A 23,850-nucleotide genomic window follows, 5' to 3' on the forward strand; every position below is an offset into this window, starting at 1 on the left:
TCTCAGAGCCCGGTCAGCCATCGACCATGAGTACGTCATTGACTATTGGGCAGTTCAGGCATTCCAGCACGTCGCCCTGCGCTCCTCCAAACACCGGTAGGGCACGAATCATTGTGATGTAAGCCCTAGATAAAACGGTCAAACAGCACGAGCCCCGCCAAATGACGGGGCTCGTGCGAGCACAGTGAGACCGGACGACCGCGAAGCGTGGCCGTACCACCCGATTCCTCTGCCGAAACGTTATGAACACCGGAGCCGACCGTGTCAAAGGCCACAGCCGGCTCCGATCCGCCTACGACGACTGCCGTACGGCAGCGCCGGGAGTGCTACCGCAGACGCGCCATCAACGCGTGTTCCACCAGGGTGATCAGAGCGCTCTTGGCGTCCGACCGGTGGCGTGCGTCGGTGGTGATGATCGGGGTGTCCGGCCCGATCTGCAGCGCCTCGCGCACCTCCTCCGGCTGGTACGGCTGCTGCCCGTCGAAGCCGTTGAGGGCGACGACGAACGGCAGGCCGCTGTTCTCGAAGTAGTCCACCGCCGGGAAGCAGTCCGCCAGCCGGCGGGTGTCCACCAGCACCACCGCGCCGATCGCGCCGCGCACCAGGTCGTCCCACATGAACCAGAACCGGTCCTGGCCGGGGGTGCCGAACAGGTAGAGGATCAGGTCCTGGTCGAGCGTGATGCGGCCGAAGTCCATGGCCACCGTGGTGGTGGTCTTGTCCCCGGTGTGGGTGAGGTCGTCGATGCCCGCGCTCGCGGACGTCATCACGGCTTCCGTGCGCAGCGGGTTGATCTCCGAGACGGCGCCCACGAACGTGGTCTTGCCCACGCCGAAGCCGCCCGCCACCACGATCTTCGCGGAGGTGGTGGCCCGGCCCCCGTCAGAGCTTGCGAAGTCCACTGAGCACCCTTTCGAGCAGCGTCACGTCAGGTGCGCCGCCGTTGTTCTCGTCGCCGCCCGGCTGGTGGATGGCCACCAGGCCGGCCTCGGCGAGGTCCGCGACGAGGATCCGCGCCACGCCCAGCGGCATGGCCAGGAGCGCCGAGACCTCCGCGACCGACTTCACCTCACGGGTGAGGTGGCAGATGCGCTGGTGCTCGGGGAGCAGCCCCATGAGCGCTGCCGGGTCGGCCGTGGTGCTGATCAGCGCCTCGATGGCGAGCTGGTAGCGCGGCCGGGTCCGGCCGCCGGTCATCGCGTAAGGACGCACCAGCGGCTGGTCGCCTTCATCCCCGTACGGCTCCGCGTACGGGTCATGAGAGGCGGTGGGCGGGGTCATGAATCCTCCGGGCGGGACAGCATGTCTCGGTCAGTCGTGCCGTCCGTCGAGGCCGGTGGGGGGAAGGTGTCGGCCGGACGGTGATTTCGTGAGGGGGGTGGTACCGGGGACGGTCAGTGGAGCAGACTGCCTTGGAGTTCGGCGCGCAGGTCGGGCGTCAGGACCGCGCCCGCGCGGTCGACGAGGAGCGCCATCTCGTAGCCGACGAGGCCGATGTCGCACTCCGGGTGTGCGAGCACGGCGAGGGACGAGCCGTCCGAGACGGACATGAGGAAGAGGAATCCCCGCTCCATCTCGACGACCGTCTGGGACACCCGGCCGCCCTCGAAGATCCTCGAGGCGCCCGCGGTCAGCGAGGTGAGCCCGGACGCGACGGCCGCCAGCTGGTCGGCACGGTCGCGCGGGAAGCCCTCGGACATCGCGAGCAGGAGCCCGTCGGCGGACACGACGACGGTGTGGGACACCCCGGGGGTGTTGTCCACGAAGTTGGTGATCAACCAGTTCAGATTCTGGGCCGCCTGGCTCATCTGGCTCAACTAACGCTCCTGCTGGTGAGTGGGGCTGGGGAAACTGCCGGTCGAGCCGTTGCCGGCCTGACGACCCTGTGCGATGCCCCGACGAAGATTGGTCAGCCGTCCGCGTACGTCGTCAGGCGCGCGCGAGACCTGCGGACCGGTTTGGTGCTGTTGCTGCTGAGCCGTGCCCGGGACGAGGTTCGCCCGGGGCACCCGGCGCGGCAGGCCGGAGGTGGTGACGCCGCCCGCGGCCGGCTGCCGGACGCGCTCGGCCTGACGGACGAGTTCGTCGTTCGGCGAGGTGCGCCACGAGGAGGTCGTGGCGCCCGTGGCCGCGGGACGCTGGGGTGCGGCGGGAGCCTGCTGCTGCGGCGGCTGCTGCCGCTGCGGCGCCGGCGCCGTGCCGTTGCCGTCCTCGCCCTGGGCGCCGTGGAACCAGTTGGTCTCCAGGGTGTCGTAGAGCGGGGTACGGCCGTCGCCGGGACCCGCGGCCGGGGGCAGGGCCTCCGGCTCGGGGCGGGCGGCGGGACGCTGCGGGGCGGGCTGCTGCTGTGGGGAGCCGTAGCCGTTGCCCGCGGTGTCGTGGTGGGGCCGCTGGTACTGGCCCGTGGACGCGGGGTCCTGACGGGCGGGCAGCGAGGGCTGCCCGGTGGCGGCGCTGTCGTAGCCCGGTGCGGCGAACTGGCCGGTGGAGCCGTTGTCGTACGCCTGCGGAGCGGCGAACCGGTTCTGGTCCGCCGGGGTGTTCTGGCCGCCCGTGGCGCCGAAGACGTCCGAGCGGACGAAACCGTCCTGCTGGCCGCCCGCGCCGGGAGCCGGGAACTGACCCGTGCCCTGGCTGCCGTTGACCGCCGGGTACTGGCCCGTGCCCTGGCCGCCGGCCGGACGCATGAAGTCGGCGGGGCCGGTCGTGCCCTGGCGCTCCTCGACGCGGGGGATCGCCGGTATCTCGGCGGTGGAGCCGGGGCCCTGGCGGTCGTTGACGCGCGGCATCTGCGCGGTCTGGGCGGCGTCCGGCTCCTCGTGGCCGCGCGGGGCGTCCAGCGGGGTGCGTGCGGACGGCGGGTAGGAGGTGTCGTCGGCCCAGTTGGTACCGACGTTCCCGCGCGGCGGCTGGGCGCCGCCAGGCAGTTCGGCGCGCGGGCCGCCGCGCGGCGGCAGCTGCGGCTGACGGCCGCGGCCGCCCTGCTCGGACCGGTTGTCCTGGGGGCGCTGAGCGGACGGCGGACGCCCGCCGCCGAACAGGTCCTGACCCTGGGAGGGAGCACCGGTACCGGCCGCCTGGAGACCCTGCGGGGCGCCCGGGGCCTGCCCGCCGAAGCCGGCGCCCGCCGGGGCGGGGCGGCCCTGCTGGGGGGAGCCGGGGGACTGCGGTCCGCGCGGGGCGTTGTTCGGACGGCCGCCGCCGTCCCGTCCGGGCAGCGCGGCCCGGGGGCCCTGACCGGCGGGCAGCCGGCCGCCGTTGCCGCCGCCGAAAGCGCCGCCACCGCCGAGCGCGCCGGCCTGCTGACCGCTCTGCTGACCGCCCTGACGGCGGGCAGCCGCGGCGCCCGCGGCGGCCTGCGCGGCGGCGGGACCGCCGGACGCGCCGCCCTGACCGGGCTTGGGCTGCGGCTTCTTGCCGCCCTGGGCGACGTCGACGGGCAGCATGACCAGCGCGGTCGTGCCACCGGAGTCGGACGGGCGCAGCTGGATGCGGATGCCGTGCCGCTGCGACAGCCGGCCGACCACGAACAGGCCCATGCGGCGGGAGACGGAGACGTCCACGGTGGGCGGCGAGGCGAGCCGCTCGTTGATCGCGGCGAGGTCCTCGGGGGAGAGGCCGATGCCGGTGTCGTGGATCTCGATCAGCACCCGGCCGTCGGGCAGCGCGTGACCGGTGACCTTGACCTTGGTCTGCGGCGAGGAGAACGAGGTGGCGTTCTCGAGCAGCTCGGCGAGGAGGTGCACGAGGTCGTTGACGACCCGGCCGGCGACCTCGGTGGTCGGCACGGAGGCCAGTTCGATGCGCTCGTACTGCTCCACCTCGGACGCGGCGGCGCGCAGCACGTCGACCAGCGGGACCGGGCGGGTCCAGCGCCGGCCGGGCTCCTCACCCGCGAGGACGAGGAGGTTCTCACCGTTACGGCGCATACGGGTCGCGAGGTGGTCGAGCTTGAACAGCGAGGACAGCTGGTCCGGGTCGGCCTCGCGGGACTCCAGTTCGGAGATGAGCGAGAGCTGACGCTGGATGAGGCCCTGGGAGCGGCGCGAGAGGTTGGTGAACATCGCGTTGACGTTGCCCCGCAGCAGGGCCTGCTCGGCGGCGAGGCGGACGGCCTCGCGGTGCACGTCGTCGAAGGCCGCGGCCACCTTGCCGATCTCGTCCTTGGAGTGCACACCGACCGACTCGACGGAGGTGTCGACGTCCTGCGGGTCGGACTCGGACAGCTGCTTGACCAGCTCGGGCAGCCGGTCCTGGGCGACCTTGGTGGCGGTCTCCTGGAGGCGGCGCAGCGAGCGGATCATGGACCGGGCGACGACGAACGCGCCGACCAGCGAGACACCGAGCACGAGCAGGATCAGCGCACCGGAGACGATCGCCTCCTGCTCCGACTCGGAGCGCAGCTCGCGGGCCTTCTGCTCCATCTGCTCCAGCAGCGTGGTCTCGATGTTCTTCATCTGCTGGATCTTGGTCGTGCTGGCGTCGAACCAGTCCTGGTACGACCGCTTGTCCAGCGACTGCAGACCCGTGGCCGAGCCGAGGGCCCGGGTGGCGTAGGTGTCCGCGTCCTCGATGGTGGGGCTGCCCTGCTCGACGGGCTCCAGCAGGTCCTCGGCGCCGTCGTCGCCGTAGATGCTGCGGAAGCTCGCGAGCTCGGAGTCCTGGTTCTGCAGCGCGGCGTCGCCGTACTGGCGGTCGTTCTCGGAGAGCTTGCCGAGCTGGGTGTTGCTCGCCGGCAGGGCGGCCGACAGGACGGCCCGCTGGACGGAGGCGTACTCCTTGGCGGAGGAGAAGGCGGCCAGCGCGCGGGTGCGCTGGATCATCTCCGGGTTGCTGGTGGCCTGCGCCATGTCCTGCGACAGGTCGAGCAGCGAGGTGATGAGGCGGTGGTAGGCCTCCACCGTCTGGGTGGAGTTCTTCTGCTCCGCGTAGGCCGACTTGCGGACCTTGGCGATGTTGCCGAGGTCGCCGAGCAGACCCACGAGGCTGTCGCGGACGCCCTGGAGGTTGTTGTCCGAGCTGGCGGCGTCGATCTCCTCGGAGGCGTCGCTGAACGCGGCCAGCGACTGGTCCGTCTTCTCCCGGACGCCCTTGACCGTCGCGTCGGTCTCCTTCGCGCCGTGGGCGAGGGGGCCGGCGGACTTGTCGCGCTCCTCCTGGAGGCGGCTGGCCAGCTCGGTGGCCTGCTTGGTCATGTCGGTGAGCAGCCGCATGTTGTCGAGCTGCTGGATGTCGTCCATCGACTGGTTGATGCGCAGCGTGCCCAGCGTCGTGGCCGCGACCACGGGCAGGGTCAGCAGCGCGACCAGTCGGGTGGAGATGCGCCAGTTGCGCAGAGCGACACGGGAGCCGGCGCCGGGGGAGGCGGCCGAGGGCTTCACCGTCGGATTCTGGGGGAGCGCGGCCGCGGACGCGGACGTGCCGGAGCGCCCGCCGCCGTCTCCGGAAGCCTGGCCCGGGTTCTGGGCGTGCTGGGGCGAGGAGCTGCCGGCCGTGGGGCCAGTCCCGCCGTGCGGCTCCGGCTCCGCCGAAGCGCTGCCATCCCTCTTGAAACGTCCCTGCACTAGCGTCGCAACCTCTGGACCAGGCGCCCCCCGCGTGAACGGAAGGACGGTGTCGGCGTGTTGAGGGGTGCCCTGAATGCGACCCCTCTAACGGTCGTGATGGACCGGCGCTGGCTCCCCCTTCTCGCCGCCGCTCGGCGCTGCTGTGCGCCCTGCGCGCCGGCCAGTTCCAGCGGCGGTCCGTGAGATTCCAGCACAGTGCCGGATCTCCAACAAGGCTTGTTGGCCGGGCTGTGACATGAGTGACAGTCCGTGAGGGGCGCATTACCGCATGTAGAAAGTGTTCTCTCGCAATGCGGACAAAGGCGGGCGAAGGTCTGGGGTCAGGGACGTGTCCCAGTCGCCATGATCAGGAGCGGAATGGGTGGTTCTATGCGGAGATATCCGTTTCCTCATGCCCGAGGGTGGGCCTGATTTGACCGATTTGGGTAGGGATTCGTGAGCAAACTCACATGCAGATCATGAGACCTTCACGCCTTCCCCGGGAATGGCGTGCATAGCCTGAGCCTTTACAGATATGGCAAATCCGACAAGCCGCGCCGGTGCGGAGGTCCGCCGACGGCCCTCCCGGCGCCCGAAGAGAACAGGGCTACGTAGAACAGTGAAGACGACCGCGATGTTCCACAAGATCGCCAACCCGCAGCGTACGACGCTGGCGCACCTCAAGGACGCCGACGAGCTGCGGCTCCTCGAACAGAGGGAGCACGCCGTCGATCTCCCGGCCCAGACCGCCAACCCCAAGCGCACCATCCTCAACGAGGTACCCGTCGCGGCACTCGCCGCCTCCGCGGAGTAGTACGCGCGCCGGCCGCCGGATGCTCAAGGGGGCCGGCCGCCCACGGATGTCAAGGGCGTCTCCGGTCGGGGGCGCCCTTCCGCGTTAGCCTGGACCGTCAGACTCCCGCCAGCTCAGCAAGGGGCCAACCAAGCCGTGCGCATCGCCAGGTTCTCCATCGACGGGAACGTCGCCTTCGGCGCGGTCGAAGGCGACAAGCCGGACGAGCTCGTCCTGAACATCATCAAGGGCATCCCGTTCGCGGAACACGAGCTCTCCGGCACCAGGGTGCCGATGAGCAAGGTCCGGCTGCTCCCGCCCGTGCTGCCCAACAAGGTCGTGGCCTTCGGCCGCAACTACGCCGAGCACGCGCGCGAACTGGGCCACGACGTCCCCGACGCCCCGTTCGCCTTCTTCAAGCCGTCGACCTCGGTGATCGGTCCCGGCGACAGCATCCAGTACCCGCCCTTCTCCGAGGAACTGCACCACGAGGCCGAGCTCGCGGTCGTCATCGGCCGCATGTGCCGCGAGGTCCCGCGCGAACGCGTCGCCGACGTGATCCTGGGCTACACCTGCGCCAACGACGTCACCGCGCGTGACGTCCAGCGGCGCGAGAAGCAGTGGGCCAGGGCCAAGGGCTTCGACAGCTCCTGCCCGCTCGGCCCGTGGGTGGAGACGGACCTGGACCTGAAGGCCGCCTCCGACCTCACCGTCCAGCTCACGGTCAACGGCCGGCAGCGGCAGCTCGGCCGCACCAGCGAGATGATCCACCCCATCGAGGATCTGATCGTCAACATCACCGAGGCCATGACGCTGCTCCCCGGCGACGTGATCCTCACGGGCACCCCGGCAGGGGTCGGCCCCCTCAACGTCGGCGACGAGGTCGCCGTCACCATCGAAGGCATCGGCACTCTCACCAACAAGGTTGTCAAGCGTGGCTAGCGCACCCGGCTCCCCCGTACGCGTCCGTTTCTGTCCCTCGCCCACCGGTAACCCCCATGTGGGCCTGGTCCGCACCGCCCTGTTCAACTGGGCGTTCGCCAAGCACCACCAGGGCACGCTGGTCTTCCGCATCGAGGACACCGACGCCGCCCGCGACTCCGAGGAGTCCTACGAGCAGCTGCTCGACTCGATGCGCTGGCTGGGCTTCGACTGGGACGAGGGCCCCGAGGTCGGCGGCCCGCACGCGCCGTACCGCCAGTCGCAGCGCATGGACCTCTACAAGGACGTCGCCGCCAAGCTCCTCGACGCCGGCCACGCCTACCGCTGCTACTGCTCCCAGGAGGAGCTGGACACCCGCCGCGAGGCCGCCCGCGCCGCCGGCAAGCCCTCCGGCTACGACGGCCACTGCCGCGAGCTGACCGCCGCGCAGGTCGCGGAGTACGAGGCCCAGGGGCGCGCCCCTATCGTCCGCTTCCGGATGCCCGACGAGACGATCACCTTCACCGACCTGGTCCGCGGCGAGCTGACCTTCACTCCGGAGAACGTCACGGACTACGGCATCGTCCGTGCCAACGGCGCCCCGCTCTACACGCTCGTCAACCCGGTCGACGACGCCCTGATGGAGATCACCCACGTCCTGCGCGGCGAGGACCTGCTCTCCTCCACCCCGCGCCAGATCGCCCTCTACAAGGCGCTGATGGAACTGGGCGTCGCCAAGGACGTCCCGGCCTTCGGGCACCTGCCGTACGTGATGGGCGAGGGCAACAAGAAGCTCTCCAAGCGCGACCCGCAGTCGAGCCTGAACCTCTACCGGGAGCGCGGCTTCCTCCCCGAGGGGCTGCTCAACTACCTCTCCCTGCTGGGCTGGTCGCTCTCCGCCGACCAGGACGTCTTCTCCACGGACGAGATGGTCGCGGCCTTCGACGTCACGGACGTCAACCCCAACCCGGCCCGCTTCGACCTGAAGAAGTGCGAGGCGATCAACGGCGACCACATCCGGCTGCTCGACGTGAAGGACTTCACCGAGCGCTGCGCCCCGTGGCTGAAGGCCCCGTTCGCGCCCTGGGCTCCGGAGGACTTCGACGAGGGCAAGTGGCACGCGGTCGCCCCGCACGCCCAGACCCGGCTGAGGGTCCTCTCCGAGATCACCGACAACGTCGACTTCCTCTTCCTCCCCGAGCCGGTCTTCGACGAGGCGAGCTGGACCAAGGCGATGAAGGAGGGCAGCGACGCCCTGCTGCGCACGGCCCGCGAGAAGCTGGAGTCGGCCGACTGGACGTCCGCCGAGTCCCTCAAGGAAGCCGTCCTCGCGGCCGGCGAGGCCCACGGGCTCAAGCTCGGCAAGGCCCAGGCCCCCGTCCGCGTCGCCGTCACCGGCCGCACGGTCGGCCTGCCCCTCTTCGAGTCCCTGGAGATCCTCGGCAAGGACAAGACCCTGACCCGCATCGACGCGGCCCTGGCCAAGCTGGCGGCGTAACGCGCACCACGGGAGGGGCGGTGTCCGGAAAGAGCCCGGGCGCCGCCCCTCCCGCACGCGCTACCGTCGACGTCATGACGATTCGCGCGGTTGTCTGGGACGTCGACGACACCCTCTTCGACTACACGAGCGCCGACCGGGAGGGCATGCGCAGGCATCTGGACGTCGAGGGACTCCTGGTCGCGTACGACACCCCTGAGGCCGCCGTCGTCCGGTGGCGGGAGGTCACCGACCAGCAGTGGCGGCGCTTCGAGGCGGGCGAGGTCACCTTCGAGGGACAGCGCCGCGACCGCGTCCGGGTCTTCCTGGACCGGGAGATGACCGACGCGGAGGCCGACGCCTGGTTCCGGCGTTACATGGATCACTACGAGGCGGTCTGGGCGCTCTTCCCTGACGTGCTGCCCGTCCTGGACGCCCTCGCCACCAGCCACCGCCACGCGGTGCTCTCCAACTCCAGCATCCACGTCCAGGACCGCAAGCTGCGCGTCCTCGGCGTGCACGACCGCTTCGAGGCGATCCTGTGCGCCGCCGAACTCGGCGTCGCGAAACCGCAGGCAGCCGCCTTCCTCGCGGCCTGCGAGGCGCTGCGGCTGCCCCCGCACGAGGTGGCGTACGTCGGCGACCACCCGGAGATCGACGGCCAGGGCTCCGCCGACGCGGGCCTGCTCTCCGTGTGGATCGACCGCTACGGCGGCACGGCCACCGTCGAACTCCCCTCCGGACGGCACCGGATCGCCAGCCTGTCCGAACTCCCCGCGCTCCTCGGCGCGGATACCCGTTTTGGAGCGCAGTCCACCTTCGGGTAATGTTCCTTCTGCGCCGCCGGGGAGCGGGCCGAAAGGCCGGAACCCGGGGGAGCGAACTAGAACAAGATCCCTTCCGGGATCGGCGTTCCAGTGGCCTATGGTGTAATTGGCAGCACGACTGATTCTGGTTCAGTTAGTCTTGGTTCGAGTCCAGGTAGGCCAGCTCGCAGAGCTCATCTGCACCTGTGGAGACCTGCTCCACGAAGCCCCCGTTGTGTAGCGGCCTAGCACGCTGCCCTCTCAAGGCAGTAGCGCCGGTTCGAATCCGGTCGGGGGTACAGATCCTTCCCGCGAGGTTGGTCAGGGTAGCTCCCGCCATCTTTGACGCAGGATCGCTAGGGCCCCCGTTGTGTAGCGGCCTAGCACGCCGCCCTCTCAAGGCGGTAGCGCCGGTTCGAATCCGGTCGGGGGTACAAACTGGTCTAAACCACATTGGTCTATGGTGTAATTGGCAGCACGACTGATTCTGGTTCAGTTAGTCTAGGTTCGAGTCCTGGTAGACCAGCTCGGATCTGCAGCGGTGCAGTGTTGAACGCTTGCAAGATCCTCGCCCCCGTTGTGTAGCGGCCTAGCACGCCGCCCTCTCAAGGCGGTAGCGCCGGTTCGAATCCGGTCGGGGGTACAAGACGACGGCTCCCCACCTCGGCTGAGGTGGGGAGCCGTTTTCGTCGTGCGACGGACGCGGCCGTCGTTCGCGGGGCGTCGCCGCCCCGCGCGTGTCATGTGATCGTTCCTCCGTGGCCCGCCGCGGCGTTGAGGCGGCCCCGGAGGAACATGGTCCCCGGCTTCCGGTCAGCCCGTACGGCGCAGCGCCTCCGAGAGGCGGCCCGCCGCGTCGATGACGGCCTGGGCGTGCATCCGCCCCGGGTGGCGGGTCAGACGCTCGATGGGCCCGGAGACCGAGACGGCGGCCACGACCCGGTTGGAGGGGCCGCGCACGGGTGCGGAGACGGACGCCACGCCCGGCTCGCGCTCGCCGATCGACTGGGCCCAGCCGCGCCGCCGCACGCCCGACAGGGCCGTCGCCGTGAAACGCGCGCCCTGCAGGCCGCGGTGGAGGCGCTCGGGCTCCTCCCAGGCCATCAGGATCTGAGCCGAGGAGCCCGCCTTCATCGTGAGCGTCGAGCCGACCGGGACCGTGTCCCGAAGGCCGGACAGGCGCTCCGCCGCGGCCACGCAGATGCGCATGTCGCCCTGGCGGCGGTAGAGCTGCGCGCTCTCGCCCGTCACGTCGCGCAGGTGGGTGAGCACCGGGCCGGCGGTCGCGAGCAGGCGGTCCTCGCCCGCCGCGGCGGCCAGTTCGGCCAGCCGCGGGCCGAGGATGAACCGGCCCTGCATGTCGCGCGCCACCATGCGGTGGTGTTCCAGTGCCACGGCCAGCCGGTGGGCCGTGGGTCGTGCCAGTCCGGTCGCCGCGACCAAGCCCGCGAGGGTGGCCGGACCGGACTCCAGAGCGCTCAGGACAAGGGCTGCCTTGTCCAGAACGCCGACGCCGCTACTGTTGTCCATGAAACGATATTCCCGTCTCACTCTGTGAAACGCAAGTTCAATTTTCCGTGAGACGCGCAACCCTTGGACCTACAGCGGCCCGCAGACCAACGGGCCCGGCGGCGGGCGCCCGGGGGACCGGGACAGGGCGCCGTCTCCACAAGATCTCTAGTTGGGCCGGGCGACTTCCGCCGGCCGGAGGGAAAGCGATGGGTAGGACACTCGCGGAGAAGGTCTGGGACGACCACGTCGTCCGGCGCGCCGAGGGCGAGCCCGACCTCCTCTTCATCGATCTGCACCTGCTGCACGAGGTGACCAGCCCGCAGGCCTTCGACGGACTGCGCCAGAACGGCCGGCCGGTGCGCCGCCTCGACCTCACCATCGCGACCGAGGACCACAACACCCCGACCCTCGACATCGACAAGCCCATCGCCGACCCGGTCTCGCGCGCCCAGCTGGAGACCCTGCGCAAGAACTGCGCCGAGTTCGGCGTCCGGCTGCACCCGCTCGGCGACGTCGAGCAGGGCGTCGTCCACGTCGTCGGTCCGCAGCTGGGGCTGACGCAGCCGGGCATGACCGTCGTCTGCGGCGACTCCCACACCTCCACGCACGGCGCGTTCGGCGGACTGGCCTTCGGCATCGGCACCTCGCAGGTCGAGCATGTGCTGGCCACCCAGACGCTGCCGATGACCCGCCCCAAGACCATGGCCATCACGGTCGACGGCGAACTGCCCGACGGCGTCACCGCCAAGGACCTGATCCTGGCGATCATCGCCCGCATCGGCACCGGCGGCGGCCAGGGCTACGTCCTGGAGTATCGCGGCTCCGCCATCGAGAAGCTCTCGATGGAGGCCCGGATGACCATCTGCAACATGTCGATCGAGGCCGGCGCCCGGGCCGGCATGATCGCCCCCGACGAGACGACCTTCGCGTACCTCGAAGGCCGTCCGCACGCGCCCAAGGGCGAGGACTGGGACGCGGCCGTCGCGTACTGGAAGACCCTGAAGACCGACGACGACGCCGAGTTCGACGCCGAGGTCGTCATCAAGGCCTCCGAACTGTCGCCGTTCGTCACCTGGGGCACCAACCCGGGCCAGGGCGCGCCGCTTTCGGCGGACGTCCCCGACCCCGCTTCGTACGAAGACGCTTCGGAGCGCTTCGCCGCCGAAAAGGCCCTGGAATACATGGGGTTGGAGGCCGGACAGCCGCTGCGCTCGATCAGTGTGGACACCGTCTTCGTAGGTTCCTGCACCAACGGCCGTATCGAGGACCTGCGGGCCGCCGCCGACATCGTCCGGGGCCGCAAAGTCGCCGACGGCGTACGGATGCTGGTCGTCCCGGGCTCCGCTCGCGTGGGTCTGCAGGCCGTCTCCGAGGGCCTGGACGTCGTCTTCAAGGACGCCGGCGCCGAATGGCGGCACGCGGGCTGCTCGATGTGCCTCGGCATGAACCCCGACCAGCTGGCCCCGGGTGAGCGCTCCGCGTCCACCTCCAACCGCAACTTCGAGGGCCGGCAGGGCAAGGGCGGTCGTACGCATCTGGTGTCGCCGCAGGTCGCCGCGGCCACCGCGGTCCTGGGCCACCTGGCCTCCCCGGCCGACCTGTCCGACGACGCCCCCGTCACGCCCGCTGGAGTCTGATCAGTCATGGAAGCATTCACCAAGCACACCGGCCGGGCCGTCCCGCTGCGCCGCTCCAACGTCGACACCGACCAGATCATCCCCGCTCACTGGCTCAAGAAGGTGACCCGGGACGGGTTCGAGGACGGGCTGTTCGAGGCCTGGCGCAAGGACGAGTCGTTCGTCCTCAACCGCCCCGAGCGGCAGGGCGCGACCGTGCTGGTCGCCGGCCCCGACTTCGGCACCGGCTCCTCCCGCGAGCACGCCGTGTGGGCGCTGCAGAACTACGGCTTCAAGGCCGTGATCTCCTCCCGCTTCGCCGACATCTTCCGCGGCAACTCGCTGAAGAACGGCCTGCTCACGGTGGTTCTGGAGCAGAAGACCGTGGACGCGCTGTGGGAGCTCACGGAGAAGGACGCGACCGCTGAGGTCACTGTGGACCTCGAGGCGCGTGAGGTGCGCGCCGAGGGCATCACCGCCTCCTTCGAGCTGGACGAGAACTCCCGCTGGCGGCTGCTGAACGGGCTGGACGACATCTCCATCACCCTGCGCAACGAGGCCGACATCGCGGCCTACGAGGCCAAGCGCCCGTCGTACAAGCCGCGGACGCTCAAGGTCTGATCCGCGCGGCCGGTCCCGGACCGCCCGGCGGGCAGGGGCGAGATCCGGCCACCTCGAAACCCTTCCGTACCCCCGATCACTCCGATCGGGGGTACGGCCGTTTTCGTCCTCGCCGGCCTCGGCGAGTCTTCGCGGTTCCTCCCAACTTCCCACGTTAAGCAGGTGGTTGCCGGGGTACGCGAGGTGTGTGGACGCGATCTCCGCAGGCGCCCGGACGGCTGTCCGAGGCGGCAGTTGCCCCCTGGGCGGGCGACAACTCGCCCCAGATGGCACAATCTGTGCATGGAACACGACGGCCAACTCCAGCTCTATACGGCGGTCGCGAACCAACTCAAGGAAGCGCACTCACGAGTGCGCGCACTGCAAGTCCCGGAGGGCGTACGGATGGCGCTGGCCCGGAAGCTGCTGGTCATTACGGCCGCGGCCAAGCACGATCTCGCCGACGCGACAAGGCGGCTGGAGCGGTTCATGGCGGACCTCGATCAGGGACGCATGCCTGAAGAGGAGCGCTGATCGCCTCCGGAGCAGCCGAGTTCGTTGCGGCACAAGGGTGATTAGCCCGTTTCGTGTTTGATTTGCGGTATATATCTGCCTAACGTGCGAAAAAGCTTGAACACTTTCGTTCTGGCGAGGTCTCCGAAGGGGAAGACGTGAACAAGGCGCAGCTCGTAGAAGCGATTGCCGACAAGTTGGGCGGCCGCCAGCAGGCCGCCGACGCGGTCGACGCGGTCCTGGACGCCATCGTCCGCGCGACCGTCGCCGGGGACCGGGTCTCGGTCACCGGCTTCGGTTCGTTCGAGAAGGTCGACCGTCCGGCGCGTTACGCCCGCAACCCCCAGACGGGCGAGCGGGTTCGGGTCAAGAAGACGTCCGTGCCGCGCTTCCGCGCCGGTCAGGGCTTCAAGGACCTGGTGAGCGGCTCGAAGAAGCTCCCGCGCGGCGGCGAGGTCGCCGTCAAGAAGGCCCCCAAGGGCAGCCTGAGCGGCGGCGCCACGGCGACGGTCAAGAAGGCCGCCGCGAAGAAGGCCACCACCAAGGCCGCCGCCAAGAAGACCACCACCGCGAAGAAGACGACGGCCGCCGCGAAGAAGACCTCGGCCGCCGCCAAGAAGACGACCGCGAAGAAGACGACGGGCAAGACGGCCGCTGCCGCGAAGAAGACCAGCGCCGCGAAGACCGCCACCGCGAAGAAGACGACGGCGAAGAAGGCCCCGGCGAAGAAGGCGACCGCCACCAAGGCCCCCGCCAAGAAGTCGACCGCGCGCAAGACCACCGCCAAGAAGACCACTGCCGCCCGCCAGGCGTAAGGGTTCAGGGGCACTCACACGCCGGGCCGGACTCCCTCTCGGAGCCCGGCCCGCGGCGTGTCCGGACGCCCCGCGGAGCCCGCGCCCCTGACGTTCCCGAGGCGTCGGTCAGAACGTCTGCAGGGTCACGAGCGTGATCCGCCGCGCGTCCCCCTCGCCCTCGGTCTCGATCCGCACCCGCTGACCGGGCCGCAGCAGCCTCAGCCCGCCCGCGTCGAACGCCGACGCGTCGAAGGGAACCGGAGTGCCGTCGTCCAGCAGCACCTGTCCGCTGCGGCTGCCGGGGTCGTACGTGTACGCGGTGGCCTGCATGGCGGCAGCCTACTGCCCGGGAATCAGCAGCCGCGCGGCCGCCGCGGCCGTGCGGGGGCCCACGCCCAGGGCCAGGGCGGCCCGCAGGTCCTCGCCGGTGTCCACGTCCTGCCGGACGGAATCCACGGCGTCGAGCCGGAGTTCCACCGCCCCCGAAACACGGTGGCGGTCCCGTGAATCCGGACCGAATGCGGGAAGCAATTCACCGTCCGGACCGACGGCGAGAAGGGTCGTGCCGATTGCCGCGGCATCCGGGAGAAAAGCGCGCGGGAATTCCGCGGCCGCGTCCAGTACCCGCGCCAATTCCAGTGGACGCAGAGCCGGCAGATCGGCGTTCAGCGCCGCGAGCGCGCTTCGGGGACGTGCGGCCCGCACGAAGGCCGCCCCGTGCTCCAGCGCGCCGTTCAGACCGGTGCGCGGCTCGCCGGGGACGACGCGGGCGCCCAGCGCCGCCAGTTCACGCCCGGCCAGGGCGTCGTCCGTGACGACTGCCACATCCCGCACCGCCGGGCAGGCCAGCGCGGCCGTCACCGTGTCCTGGGCGAAGGCGAGGGCGAGTCCGGGGCGCAGTTCGCCGGCCGCGGTGTCCGCGAGCCTGCTCTTGGCCAGCGCCAGAGGCTTCACAGGTATGACCAAGTTCCACTGCACCGGTGTACCGTCCCTCTCTCGTCGCCGCCATTGTCACCCGGCCCCTCCGGCGCGGCCTCGGTCGGGGCGTACGGTGTTCTCGACAGAGAGGCGGCCTGGGGCGACACTTGTGCGGCCCCCAGGCGCCGTAGGGAAGTCCTAGAGGAAGGTGTCCGCGTGCCCCGCCGCAGAATCGGGTTCTGGTACCGCTTCGCTGCGGTCCTGTGCAAACCGCCCTTGGTGGTGCTGATCAAGCGGGACTGGCGCGGAACGGAGCACATTCCGGCCGAGGGCGGATTCATCACGGCGGTGAACCACAATTCGCACGCCGATCCCTTCGCCTATGCGCACTACCAGTACAACACCGGACGAGTGCCGCGATTCCTGGCGAAGAGCGGGCTGTTCAAGAAGGGGTTCGTCGGCGCCGCGATGCGCGGCACCGGGCAGATCCCCGTCTACCGCGAGAGCACCGACGCCCTCAGCGCCTTCCGCGCCGCGATCGACGCGGTGGAGCGCGGCGAGTGCGTCGCCTTCTACCCCGAGGGCACCCTCACCCGCGACCCGGACGGCTGGCCGATGACCGGCAAGACCGGCGCCGCGCGGGTGGCCCTGCAGACCAGGTGCCCGGTGATCCCCGTCGCGCAGTGGGGCGCCAACGAACTGCTGCCGCCCTACGCCAAGAAGCCCAACCTCCTTCCCCGCAAGACCCACCACGTCCTCGCGGGCCCGCCCGTGGACCTGGCGCGGTTCTACGGCCAGGAGATGACTCCCGAGCTGCTGAAGGAGGCGACGGAGGTCATCATGGCCGCCGTCACCCGCCAGCTGGAGGAGATCCGCGGCGAGAAGGCGCCCGCCACGCCCTACGACCCGCGCCGGGAGCGGATCGAGCAGCGCCGCCGCACCCAGGAGGAGCAGACGCCGCCGCCGGCGGCGACGCCCCTGCCGCAGACGCCGGTGTCGGCACCGGCACCGGCACCGGCACAGATGAAGACGCGGACGCAGACGCCCGCACCGACGCAGACCGGTCGGCCGACCGTCCGAGAAGGGGAGAACGGCACGTGAGCAAGCCCGTCAAGGCGGCCGTGTTCGGCACCGGATCCTGGGGCACCGCCTTCGGGCGGGTCCTCGCCGACGCGGGCTGCGAGGTGACGCTGTGGGCGCGCCGCGCCGAGCTCGCCGACGCGGTCAACTCCACGCGGACCAACCCGGACTACCTGCCCGGCGTCGAACTCCCCGCCAACCTGCGCGCCACCGCCGACGCGGCCGAGGCCGCGCAGGACGCCGACTTCACCGTCCTCGCCATCCCCTCGCAGACCCTGCGCGCCAACCTCGCCGAATGGCGCCCGCTGCTCGCCCCGCACACCGTCCTCGTCTCGCTGATGAAGGGCGTCGAGCTCGGCACGACCATGCGGATGAGCGAGGTGATCGAGGACGTCGCCAAGGTGGCCCCCGAACGCGTCGCCGTGGTCACCGGACCCAACCTCGCCAAGGAGATCGCCTCCCGGATGCCGGCGGCGGCCGTGGTCGCCTGCGTCGACGAGCCCGTCGCTCAGCGGCTCCAGGCCGCCTGCCACACCCCGTACTTCCGCCCGTACACCAACACCGACGTCGTCGGCTGCGAACTCGGCGGCGCGGTGAAGAACGTCATCGGGCTCGCCGTCGGCATCGCGGACGGCATGGGCCTCGGCGACAACGCCAAGGGCTCCCTGATCACCCGCGGCCTCGCCGAGACCACCCGCCTCGGTCTGGCGATGGGCGCCGACCCGCTCACCTTCTCCGGACTCGCCGGTCTCGGCGACCTGGTGGCGACCTGCTCCTCGCCGCTGTCGCGCAACCACACCTTCGGCACCAACCTCGGCAGGGGCATGACCCTGAAGGAGACCATCGCCGTCACCCGGCAGACCGCCGAGGGCGTCAAGTCCTGCGAGTCGGTGGCGGATCTGGCCCGCCGGCACGGCGTCGACATGCCCATCACCGAGACGGTCGTCGACATCGTGCACGAGGGGAAGCCTCCCGTGGTCGCGCTCAAGGAGCTGATGTCGCGCAGCGCGAAGCCCGAACGACGCTGAGCGACCCCGGTGAGACGCTGGGCGACCCCTGAGAGTCGACGCTGTCTCCGGGCACTACCACCGGGTACCCTCAACCCGATATGAGCACCGAGAACCTCCCCCAGAGCCCCGGCCAGCCCGCCCGTAAGCCGCGCGTGGCCGTAGTGTTCGGCGGGCGCAGCTCCGAACACGGGATCTCCGTGGTCACCGCCGGCGCCGTCCTCAAGGCCATCGACCGCGGCGCGTACGAGGTCCTGCCGATCGGCATCACCCGGGACGGCCGCTGGGCGCTCACCGCGGACGCGCCCGAACGGATGGCGATCACCGACCGCCGTACGCCCAGCGTGGAGGAGCTCGCCGAGTCGGCCGAGGGCGGCGTGATCCTCCCCGTCGACCCGGCCAACCGCGAAGTCGTCTACAGCGAGCCCGGATCGGTGCCCAAGGCGCTCGGCGAGGTCGACGTCGTCTTCCCGGTGCTCCACGGCCCCTACGGCGAGGACGGCACCCTTCAGGGGCTGCTGGAGCTCTCCGGGGTCCCCTACGTCGGCTCGGGCGTGCTCGCCTCGGCCGTCGGCCAGGACAAGGAGTACATGAAGCGGGTGTTCACCTCCTTCGGGCTCAAGGTCGGCCCGTACGTGGTGATCCGCCCCCGGGAATGGCAGCAGGACGAGTCCGCCGCCCGCAAGAAGATCGTCGACTTCGCCGGCGAGCACGGCTGGCCGCTCTTCGTGAAGCCCGCGCGCGCGGGCTCCTCCATCGGCATCACCAAGGTCGACGACCTCGCCGGGCTGGACGAGGCGATCGCCGAGGCGCAGAGCCACGACCCGAAGATCCTCGTCGAGGCGGCGCTGCGGGGCCGGGAGATCGAGTGCGGGGTGCTGGAGTTCGAGGACGGCCCGCGTGCCTCCGTCCCGGCCGAGATCCCGCCGCCGGACGCGCACGCGTACTACGACTTCGAGGCCAAGTACATCGACTCCACGCCGGGGATCGTGCCCGCGCCCCTGACGGAGGAGGAGACCGCCGAGGTGCGGCGGCTCGCGGTGGACGCCTACGAGGCCGCCTCCTGCGAGGGGCTCGTGCGCGCGGACTTCTTCCTCACCGAGGACGGCGAGTTCGTGATCAACGAGATCAACACCATGCCCGGCTTCACGCCGATCTCCATGTACCCGCAGATGTGGCAGGCGAGCGGCGTCGGCTACCCCGAGCTGGTCGAGCGGCTCATCCAGGCGGCGCTGCGCCGCTCGACGGGACTGCGCTGACCGTCGCCGCCCGAGTCAGCCGGCGATCCCTTCGGGGATCGCCTTCTTGACGGCCGGCGCGAGGTCCACCAGCGCCGCCGCCCCGTCCCCGGAGGGCACCGAGACCTCGACGTACGCCAGCCGCAGAGCGGTGGTGCACCGGTACCCGCCGTCCCCCTGCTTCTGCATCAGCCAGGCCACGCCGTCCACCTCCCCGGAGTCGGCGTTCGTATCGCTCATCTCGGCGGGCCGCTCGACACCGCAGCGCAGTATGATCGCCGGGTCCCCCCAACCCGCGGTCAGCGCAGAGGCGGGTCCGGGATCCCGGCGGTCACGTCCGTCCACCTTCGACGGCAGCGCCCTGTCGAGATTCCGGCACAGTTCCACGACCTTCGCGGAAGGGCTGGGAACCGCGACCGAGGCGCTGTCGTCTGCCGAGGAGCAGCCCGCGGCCGCGCAGAGCAGAGCGAGGACGGGCAGGCCACTGAGCCGGCGACGGAAAAGATTCACCGGCCAAGCGTAGACGGGGGCTACAGATGCACGACCGGGCAGGTCAGGGTTCGCGTGATCCCGTCCACCTGCTGGACCTTGGCGACCACCATGCGGCCGAGGTCGTCGACGGTGTCGGCCTGGGCCCGCACGATCACGTCGTAGGGACCCGTGACGTCCTCGGCCTGGATGACGCCGGGGATCTTGCCGATCGACTCGGCGACGGTCGACGCTTTACCGACTTCCGTCTGGATCAGGATGTACGCCTGTACCACGGAACCTCCAGAGCGGCCACGAGGATCATGTGGGGAAAAGGAACGCCACGGTATCGCGTCGCAGCTCGCCACGGGGAGACCTGCGGGGAGCGCGACTCGCGCGCCGGGGTGGGGGCAGGACAGAAGTTGACGGTCACCTCGACCGTATCGAGGACACTGGTGACGCGCGACCGGGCAAGGACAGCATCAGAAGGGGCGAAAGGTCAATGAAGGGCACTGTTGGTGAGCTCGGTGAGTTCGGGCTCATCAGGGAGCTCACCTCCCGTCTCACGACCTCCGCGGCGGTCCGGGTGGGCCCCGGCGACGACGCCGCCGTGGTCGCCGCCCCCGACCGGCGGGTCGTGGCCAGCACGGACATCCTGCTGGAGGGACGGCACTTCCGCCGGGACTGGTCCACCGCCTACGACGTGGGCCGCAAGGCGGCCGCGCAGAACCTCGCCGACATCGCCGCGATGGGCGCCGTCCCGACGGCGCTGCTGCTCGGCCTGGTCGTGCCCGCCGAACTGCCGGTCACCTGGCCCACCGAGCTGATGGACGGCCTGCGCGACGAGTGCCAGGTCGCCGGCGCCTCCGTGGTCGGCGGGGACGTCGTGCGCGGCGACACGATCATGGTGTCGATCACCGCGCTCGGCGATCTGCGCAACCAGGAGCCCGTCACCCGGGCCGGCGCGCAGCCCGGCGACCTGGTCGCGGTGACCGGCTGGCTGGGCTGGTCGGCCGCCGGCTACGCGATCCTCTCCCGCGGCTTCCGTTCGCCCCGCGCCTTCGTCGAGGCGCACCGTCGTCCCGAGCCGCCGTACCACGCGGGCCCGGCGGCAGCCGGACTGGGCGCGACCGCGATGTGCGACGTGAGCGACGGGCTGATCGCCGACCTCGGGCACATCGCGGAGTCCAGCAAGGTCCGCATCGACATCCGGTCCGGCGCGATCGACATCCCCTCGCAGATGAACGACATCGGCCAGGCCGTCGGCGTCGACCCCATGCAGTGGGTGCTGACCGGGGGAGAGGACCACGCCATCGTGGCGACCTTCCCGCCCGACGTGAAGCTGCCGGCCCGCTGGAAGGTGATCGGCGAGGTCCTCAACCCGTCCGCGCTGCCCCAGGTGACGGTCGACGGCGCGCCCTGGACGAGCAAGGGCGGCTGGGACCACTTCGGGGACATGGAGTCATGAGCGCGCCGCCCCGGGTGCTGACGGTCGCCGGCTCCGACTCCGGCGGCGGGGCGGGAGTTCAGGCCGACCTGAAGACGATGCTCGCGCTGGGCGTGCACGGCATGAGCGTGCTCACCGCCGTCACCGCCCAGAACTCCCTCGGCGTGCAGGGCGCCTGGGAGTTGCCGGTGGAGGCGGTGCGCGCCCAGTACCGCAGCGTCGTGGACGACATCGGCGTCCAGGCCGTGAAGACGGGGATGCTCGCCTCAGCCGAACTCGTCGAGACCGTCGCCGAGTTGCTCGCCGGCACGGACGCTCCGGTGGTCGTCGACCCGGTCGGCGTCTCCAAGCACGGCGATCCGCTGCTGGCGGCGTCGGCGCTGGACTCCGTCCGCACGATGTTGCTGCCGACGGCGACCGTCGCCACGCCGAACCTCGACGAGGTGGCCCAACTGACCGGCGTGCGCGTCGCGTCGGAGGCGGACCTGCGGGAGGCGGCCCACGCCGTGCTGGCGTACGGGCCGCGGTGGGCGCTGATCAAGGGCGGGCATCTGGCCGGCCCTGCCGTGGACCTGCTCACCGACGGCGTGGCCGAGCACTGGCTGCGCGCGCCCCGGCACGACAACCGGCACACCCACGGCACGGGATGCACCCTCGCCTCGGCGATCGCGGCGCAGCTCGCCAAGGGCAGGCCGGTGCCGGAGGCGGTGACGGCGGCCAAGGAGTACGTCACCGGGGCGATCGCCGCCGGGTTCGCGCTGGGCGGGGGCATCGGGCCGGTGGACCACGGCTGGAACCTCACCCGGGGCGACCGACCGCCGTCCTGACCGGATCCGGGTACAGCAAGAAGCCGGTCCACCCAGGGTGGACCGGCTTGATGCAGCGAACCGGCAGTGGCCGCGCGCTCAGCTGAGCGTCAGCGCGAGACCTTGCCGGCCTTGATGCACGAGGTGCAAGCGTTCACGCGCTTCGGCGTCCCGCCGACCACGGTACGCACGCGCTGGATGTTCGGGTTCCAGCGACGGGACGTACGGCGGTGCGAGTGCGAGATGTTGTTGCCGAAGCCCGGCCCCTTGCCGCAGACGTCGCAGTTGGCAGCCACGGGTCACTCCAAAGACTTCAGATGCACTTACGGTTGATCCCGGCATGCCGGGATCAGGATCTATGGGATCAGAGATCTGAGTGGCGGTGCCAGGGGATGGCCCGATACGGATCGGGCAACCGGAGCAGCATACAACGACTGCGCCAGTACAACGAAACTACCATGGCTGCTCAGGGGCTCCGCCCCGGCCCGCTTCCGGCGGACACCCCTCCAAGGTCTACGCTGCGTGCCAGTCCAGCAGCTCAAGGAGGCCCAGGTGCCGCAGGTGCCGCAGACATTCCTCGATGCTCTCGCGGTCCGCACCTGGTGCGGCCTGGCGCTGGGCGCGCTGGGACGCGCGCGTGAGGAGATCGACGCGATCAACGTCTATCCGGTCGCGGACGGGGACACCGGCACCAACCTCTATCTGACCGTCGAGTCCGCGGTGACCGCCGTGGAGGCCGTGTTCGCGGGGCACGAGGCCGTCGGGCGGGTGCCCGCGGCGATGCCGGCCCCCGGGGGCGGTGAGGAAGCTCCCTCGTTCGCGGACGCGGTGCGCGCGATGGCGCACGGCGCGCTCATAGGCGCGCGCGGGAACTCCGGGACGATCCTGGCGCAGCTGCTGCGCGGCATGGCCCAGGTGCTCGCCGCCGAGAGTGAGCGGCCTCACACGGACGCCGAGGGGCTGCGCCTCGCGCTGCGGCACGCGTCCGACTCCGCCCGCCTGGCCGTGGCCCACCCCGTCGAGGGCACCGTCCTGTCGGTCGCCGCGGGCGCGGCCGACGCGGCGGGTGCGGCCGAGGGCGACTGCGGGGCGGTGGCCCGCGCGGCCTACCGGGGCGCGTGCGCGGCGCTCGCCGCGACCCCGGGCCAGCTGGCCGTCCTGGAGCGCGCGGGGGTGGTCGACGCGGGCGGGCGGGGCCTGGTGGCGGTGCTCGCGGCACTGGTGGAGACGCTCACCGGGGAGTCGCCGACGGCCCCCGCGGGCGTCTTCCGGACCGTGAACTCCCCGGACATGTTGGACACCTCGGGCTCTCCGGCCGCTGCGGACCCCCTCGACGCCGAGGTCTGCGGGGACGGCCCCGAGAACGGCGGCCCCGCCTTCGAGGTGATCTACCTGCTGGAGGCCGAGGACACCGCAGTGGACCGGCTCCGCCGCCGGCTCGACGCCCTCGGCGACTCCCTCGTCGTCGTCGGCGGCGACGGGCTGTGGAACGTCCATGTGCACGCGGACGACGCCGGCGCGGCCGTCGAGGCGGGCGTCGAGGCCGGCCGCCCGTACCGCATCCGCATCACGCACTTCGGCCTCGACGACGTGCACGCGCGCGGAGGTGAGCGTCCGCCCCGTGAGCGCGTCGAGCGGGCGGTCGTCGCCGTCGTGCCGGGCGAGGGCCTGGCCGGGCTGTACGCGGAGGCGGGCGCGACGACCGTCCTCGCGCGCCCGGGGGAGCCGCCCGCCAGCGGCGAGCTCGTCGAGGCCGTGCGACGGGCCCACGCGCGCGAGGTCGTGCTGCTGCCCAACGACGCCGACCTGCGTCACACCGCCGCCGCGGCGGCCGAGCAGGCCCGCACGGAGGGCATCCGGGTCGCCCTCATCCCCACCCGCTCCGCGGTGCAGGGGATCGCCGCGCTCGCCGTCCACCAGCCGGAGCGCCGCTTCGACGAGGACGTCGTCTCCATGACCTCGGCGGCCGGCGCCACCCGCTACGCCGAGGTCACGGTCGCCGAACGCCAGTCGTGGACCATGGCCGGCATCTGCCAGGCAGGCGACGTGCTCGGGCTCCTCGACGGCGACGTGGCCGTCATCGGCGCCGACGTTACCGCCACCGCCGAGACCGTCCTTGACCGCATGCTGTCGGCGGGCGGGGAACTGGTCACCCTGGTGCTCGGCGACGAGGCGCCCGAGGGCGTCGCCGAGCGCCTCCAGGCACGGGTGAGGGAGGCGTACCTCGCCGTCGACACGGTGGTCTACCGGGGCGGACGGCAGGGGGCACTGCTGCTGATCGGCGTCGAGTGACCCCCTGCCGGGC

Annotated in this window: 24 protein-coding genes and 5 tRNA genes; 19 read left to right on the forward strand and 10 right to left on the reverse strand. The window is 71.1% G+C overall.

Annotated features, from left to right (window positions below; genetic code table 11):
• Positions 1-326: 326 nt before the first annotated feature.
• From ACIRS4_RS16525 to ACIRS4_RS16540, 4 genes are all read right to left on the reverse strand, one after another.
• Entirely contained in the window at positions 327-902 is a 576-nt protein-coding gene (locus tag ACIRS4_RS16525) for an ATP/GTP-binding protein (protein ID WP_030793795.1), read from the reverse strand.
• Positions 883-1,281, reverse strand: coding sequence for a DUF742 domain-containing protein (locus ACIRS4_RS16530; RefSeq protein ID WP_358797525.1), 399 nt, complete (start codon positions 1,279-1,281; stop codon positions 883-885). Before ACIRS4_RS16530 ends, ACIRS4_RS16525 begins: the two co-directional genes overlap by 20 nt.
• Positions 1,282-1,394: 113 nt before the next feature.
• Positions 1,395-1,808, reverse strand: a complete 414-nt coding sequence (locus ACIRS4_RS16535; RefSeq protein ID WP_130443512.1) for a roadblock/LC7 domain-containing protein — start codon at positions 1,806-1,808, stop codon at positions 1,395-1,397.
• A 9-nt stretch (positions 1,809-1,817) separates the two neighbouring features.
• Positions 1,818-5,564, reverse strand: coding sequence for a nitrate- and nitrite sensing domain-containing protein (locus tag ACIRS4_RS16540; RefSeq protein WP_404195766.1), 3,747 nt, complete (start codon positions 5,562-5,564; stop codon positions 1,818-1,820).
• Positions 5,565-6,165: 601 nt separating this feature from the next.
• On the opposite strand from ACIRS4_RS16540, the gene ACIRS4_RS16545 reads away from it, so the two are divergent.
• From ACIRS4_RS16545 to ACIRS4_RS16585, 9 genes are all read left to right on the forward strand, one after another.
• Positions 6,166-6,360 (forward strand): hypothetical protein, encoded by a 195-nt coding sequence (locus ACIRS4_RS16545; RefSeq protein ID WP_165430469.1) that lies wholly within the window; start codon positions 6,166-6,168, stop codon positions 6,358-6,360.
• 135 nt (positions 6,361-6,495) lie between these two features.
• The gene (locus ACIRS4_RS16550; protein ID WP_404195769.1) at positions 6,496-7,281 is read left to right on the forward strand and encodes a fumarylacetoacetate hydrolase family protein; all 786 of its coding nucleotides are present in this window, start codon (positions 6,496-6,498) and stop codon (positions 7,279-7,281) included.
• Positions 7,274-8,758, forward strand: coding sequence for a glutamate--tRNA ligase (gene gltX, locus ACIRS4_RS16555; protein WP_404195772.1), 1,485 nt, complete (start codon positions 7,274-7,276; stop codon positions 8,756-8,758). Before ACIRS4_RS16550 ends, gltX begins: the two co-directional genes overlap by 8 nt.
• 74 nt (positions 8,759-8,832) lie before the next feature.
• Positions 8,833-9,564 carry an HAD family hydrolase gene (locus ACIRS4_RS16560; RefSeq protein ID WP_404195775.1) on the forward strand — a complete coding sequence of 244 codons (732 nt, stop codon included), beginning with the start codon at positions 8,833-8,835 and terminating at the stop codon, positions 9,562-9,564.
• A gap of 91 nt (positions 9,565-9,655) precedes the next feature.
• Positions 9,656-9,727: transfer RNA gene (locus ACIRS4_RS16565), tRNA-Gln, on the forward strand.
• Positions 9,728-9,769: 42 nt separating this feature from the next.
• Positions 9,770-9,842, forward strand: a tRNA-Glu gene (locus ACIRS4_RS16570).
• A gap of 62 nt (positions 9,843-9,904) precedes the next feature.
• Positions 9,905-9,977 (forward strand) — tRNA-Glu (locus ACIRS4_RS16575).
• Between the two features lie 20 nt (positions 9,978-9,997).
• A tRNA-Gln gene (locus tag ACIRS4_RS16580) sits at positions 9,998-10,069 on the forward strand.
• Positions 10,070-10,113: 44 nt separating this feature from the next.
• Positions 10,114-10,186: transfer RNA gene (locus ACIRS4_RS16585), tRNA-Glu, on the forward strand.
• 170 nt (positions 10,187-10,356) lie between these two features.
• Here the strand turns inward: ACIRS4_RS16585 and ndgR are convergent.
• Positions 10,357-11,073 carry an IclR family transcriptional regulator NdgR gene (gene ndgR, locus ACIRS4_RS16590; protein ID WP_010984119.1) on the reverse strand — a complete coding sequence of 239 codons (717 nt, stop codon included), beginning with the start codon at positions 11,071-11,073 and terminating at the stop codon, positions 10,357-10,359.
• A 188-nt stretch (positions 11,074-11,261) separates the two neighbouring features.
• On the opposite strand from ndgR, the gene leuC reads away from it, so the two are divergent.
• From leuC to ACIRS4_RS16610, 4 genes are all read left to right on the forward strand, one after another.
• On the forward strand, positions 11,262-12,692 hold the full coding sequence (gene leuC, locus ACIRS4_RS16595; protein WP_130443200.1) for a 3-isopropylmalate dehydratase large subunit: 1,431 nt from the start codon (positions 11,262-11,264) through the stop codon (positions 12,690-12,692).
• Positions 12,693-12,698: 6 nt separating this feature from the next.
• Positions 12,699-13,292, forward strand: coding sequence for a 3-isopropylmalate dehydratase small subunit (gene leuD, locus ACIRS4_RS16600; protein WP_404195779.1), 594 nt, complete (start codon positions 12,699-12,701; stop codon positions 13,290-13,292).
• 282 nt (positions 13,293-13,574) lie between these two features.
• Positions 13,575-13,805 (forward strand): hypothetical protein, encoded by a 231-nt coding sequence (locus ACIRS4_RS16605; RefSeq protein ID WP_130443196.1) that lies wholly within the window; start codon positions 13,575-13,577, stop codon positions 13,803-13,805.
• Between the two features lie 137 nt (positions 13,806-13,942).
• On the forward strand, positions 13,943-14,599 hold the full coding sequence (locus ACIRS4_RS16610) for an HU family DNA-binding protein (RefSeq protein ID WP_404195782.1): 657 nt from the start codon (positions 13,943-13,945) through the stop codon (positions 14,597-14,599).
• A gap of 108 nt (positions 14,600-14,707) precedes the next feature.
• Here the strand turns inward: ACIRS4_RS16610 and ACIRS4_RS16615 are convergent, their stop codons facing one another.
• Both ACIRS4_RS16615 and cofC read right to left on the reverse strand, forming a co-directional pair.
• A complete protein-coding gene (locus tag ACIRS4_RS16615; protein WP_404195785.1) occupies positions 14,708-14,911 on the reverse strand; it encodes a hypothetical protein in 204 nt (67 codons plus the stop codon).
• Between the two features lie 9 nt (positions 14,912-14,920).
• Positions 14,921-15,559: a 2-phospho-L-lactate guanylyltransferase gene (gene cofC / locus ACIRS4_RS16620; RefSeq protein WP_404195788.1), complete on the reverse strand. Its 639-nt coding sequence runs from the start codon at positions 15,557-15,559 to the stop codon at positions 14,921-14,923.
• Positions 15,560-15,715: 156 nt separating this feature from the next.
• Here cofC and ACIRS4_RS16625 point away from each other — a divergent pair, with 156 nt between their 5' ends.
• The 3 genes from ACIRS4_RS16625 (at position 15,716) to ACIRS4_RS16635 (ending at position 18,845) form a co-directional block, all read left to right on the forward strand.
• Entirely contained in the window at positions 15,716-16,600 is an 885-nt protein-coding gene (locus ACIRS4_RS16625) for a lysophospholipid acyltransferase family protein (protein ID WP_404195791.1), read from the forward strand.
• Complete coding sequence (locus ACIRS4_RS16630; protein ID WP_404195794.1) at positions 16,597-17,607, forward strand: NAD(P)H-dependent glycerol-3-phosphate dehydrogenase; 1,011 nt, start codon at positions 16,597-16,599, stop codon at positions 17,605-17,607. Before ACIRS4_RS16625 ends, ACIRS4_RS16630 begins: the two co-directional genes overlap by 4 nt.
• Before the next feature lie 80 nt (positions 17,608-17,687).
• The gene (locus tag ACIRS4_RS16635) at positions 17,688-18,845 is read left to right on the forward strand and encodes a D-alanine--D-alanine ligase family protein (RefSeq protein WP_404195796.1); all 1,158 of its coding nucleotides are present in this window, start codon (positions 17,688-17,690) and stop codon (positions 18,843-18,845) included.
• A 15-nt stretch (positions 18,846-18,860) separates the two neighbouring features.
• Here ACIRS4_RS16635 and ACIRS4_RS16640 read toward each other — a convergent pair whose 3' ends face one another.
• Both ACIRS4_RS16640 and ACIRS4_RS16645 read right to left on the reverse strand, forming a co-directional pair.
• Complete coding sequence (locus tag ACIRS4_RS16640) at positions 18,861-19,334, reverse strand: DUF3515 domain-containing protein (RefSeq protein ID WP_404195799.1); 474 nt, start codon at positions 19,332-19,334, stop codon at positions 18,861-18,863.
• A gap of 20 nt (positions 19,335-19,354) precedes the next feature.
• The gene (locus ACIRS4_RS16645; protein WP_404195802.1) at positions 19,355-19,588 is read right to left on the reverse strand and encodes an Lrp/AsnC family transcriptional regulator; all 234 of its coding nucleotides are present in this window, start codon (positions 19,586-19,588) and stop codon (positions 19,355-19,357) included.
• A gap of 206 nt (positions 19,589-19,794) precedes the next feature.
• On the opposite strand from ACIRS4_RS16645, the gene ACIRS4_RS16650 reads away from it, so the two are divergent.
• Entirely contained in the window at positions 19,795-20,760 is a 966-nt protein-coding gene (locus tag ACIRS4_RS16650; RefSeq protein WP_351095874.1) for a thiamine-phosphate kinase, read from the forward strand.
• Complete coding sequence (thiD, locus tag ACIRS4_RS16655) at positions 20,757-21,566, forward strand: bifunctional hydroxymethylpyrimidine kinase/phosphomethylpyrimidine kinase (RefSeq protein WP_404195805.1); 810 nt, start codon at positions 20,757-20,759, stop codon at positions 21,564-21,566. The genes ACIRS4_RS16650 and thiD overlap by 4 nt, the downstream gene beginning before the upstream one ends.
• A gap of 89 nt (positions 21,567-21,655) precedes the next feature.
• Here the strand turns inward: thiD and rpmB are convergent, their stop codons facing one another.
• The gene (gene rpmB, locus ACIRS4_RS16660) at positions 21,656-21,841 is read right to left on the reverse strand and encodes a 50S ribosomal protein L28 (RefSeq protein ID WP_003993230.1); all 186 of its coding nucleotides are present in this window, start codon (positions 21,839-21,841) and stop codon (positions 21,656-21,658) included.
• Positions 21,842-22,097: 256 nt separating this feature from the next.
• Here rpmB and ACIRS4_RS16665 point away from each other — a divergent pair, with 256 nt between their 5' ends.
• Positions 22,098-23,837 carry a DAK2 domain-containing protein gene (locus ACIRS4_RS16665; RefSeq protein WP_404196147.1) on the forward strand — a complete coding sequence of 580 codons (1,740 nt, stop codon included), beginning with the start codon at positions 22,098-22,100 and terminating at the stop codon, positions 23,835-23,837.
• The last annotated feature ends 13 nt before the right edge of the window (positions 23,838-23,850 follow it).

The organism is Streptomyces sp. NPDC101166, from assembly GCF_044768125.1.
GTDB lineage: Bacteria > Actinomycetota > Actinomycetes > Streptomycetales > Streptomycetaceae > Streptomyces.

Excerpts from the sequence above, each read along its gene's own strand:
- leuD (WP_404195779.1), top strand. The coding sequence starts at position 12,699 with ATGGAAGCATTCACCAAGCACACCGGCCGGGCCGTCCCGCTGCGCCGC.
- ACIRS4_RS16605 (WP_130443196.1), top strand. The coding sequence starts at position 13,575 with ATGGAACACGACGGCCAACTCCAGCTCTATACGGCGGTCGCGAACCAA.
- ndgR (WP_010984119.1), bottom strand. The coding sequence starts at position 11,073 with ATGGACAACAGTAGCGGCGTCGGCGTTCTGGACAAGGCAGCCCTTGTC.
- ACIRS4_RS16530 (WP_358797525.1), bottom strand. The coding sequence starts at position 1,281 with ATGACCCCGCCCACCGCCTCTCATGACCCGTACGCGGAGCCGTACGGG.
- ACIRS4_RS16650 (WP_351095874.1), top strand. The coding sequence starts at position 19,795 with ATGAAGGGCACTGTTGGTGAGCTCGGTGAGTTCGGGCTCATCAGGGAG.
- ACIRS4_RS16535 (WP_130443512.1), bottom strand. The coding sequence starts at position 1,808 with ATGAGCCAGGCGGCCCAGAATCTGAACTGGTTGATCACCAACTTCGTG.
- leuC (WP_130443200.1), top strand. The coding sequence starts at position 11,262 with ATGGGTAGGACACTCGCGGAGAAGGTCTGGGACGACCACGTCGTCCGG.
- ACIRS4_RS16560 (WP_404195775.1), top strand. The coding sequence starts at position 8,833 with ATGACGATTCGCGCGGTTGTCTGGGACGTCGACGACACCCTCTTCGAC.
- thiD (WP_404195805.1), top strand. The coding sequence starts at position 20,757 with ATGAGCGCGCCGCCCCGGGTGCTGACGGTCGCCGGCTCCGACTCCGGC.
- ACIRS4_RS16635 (WP_404195796.1), top strand. The coding sequence starts at position 17,688 with ATGAGCACCGAGAACCTCCCCCAGAGCCCCGGCCAGCCCGCCCGTAAG.
- ACIRS4_RS16615 (WP_404195785.1), bottom strand. The coding sequence starts at position 14,911 with ATGCAGGCCACCGCGTACACGTACGACCCCGGCAGCCGCAGCGGACAG.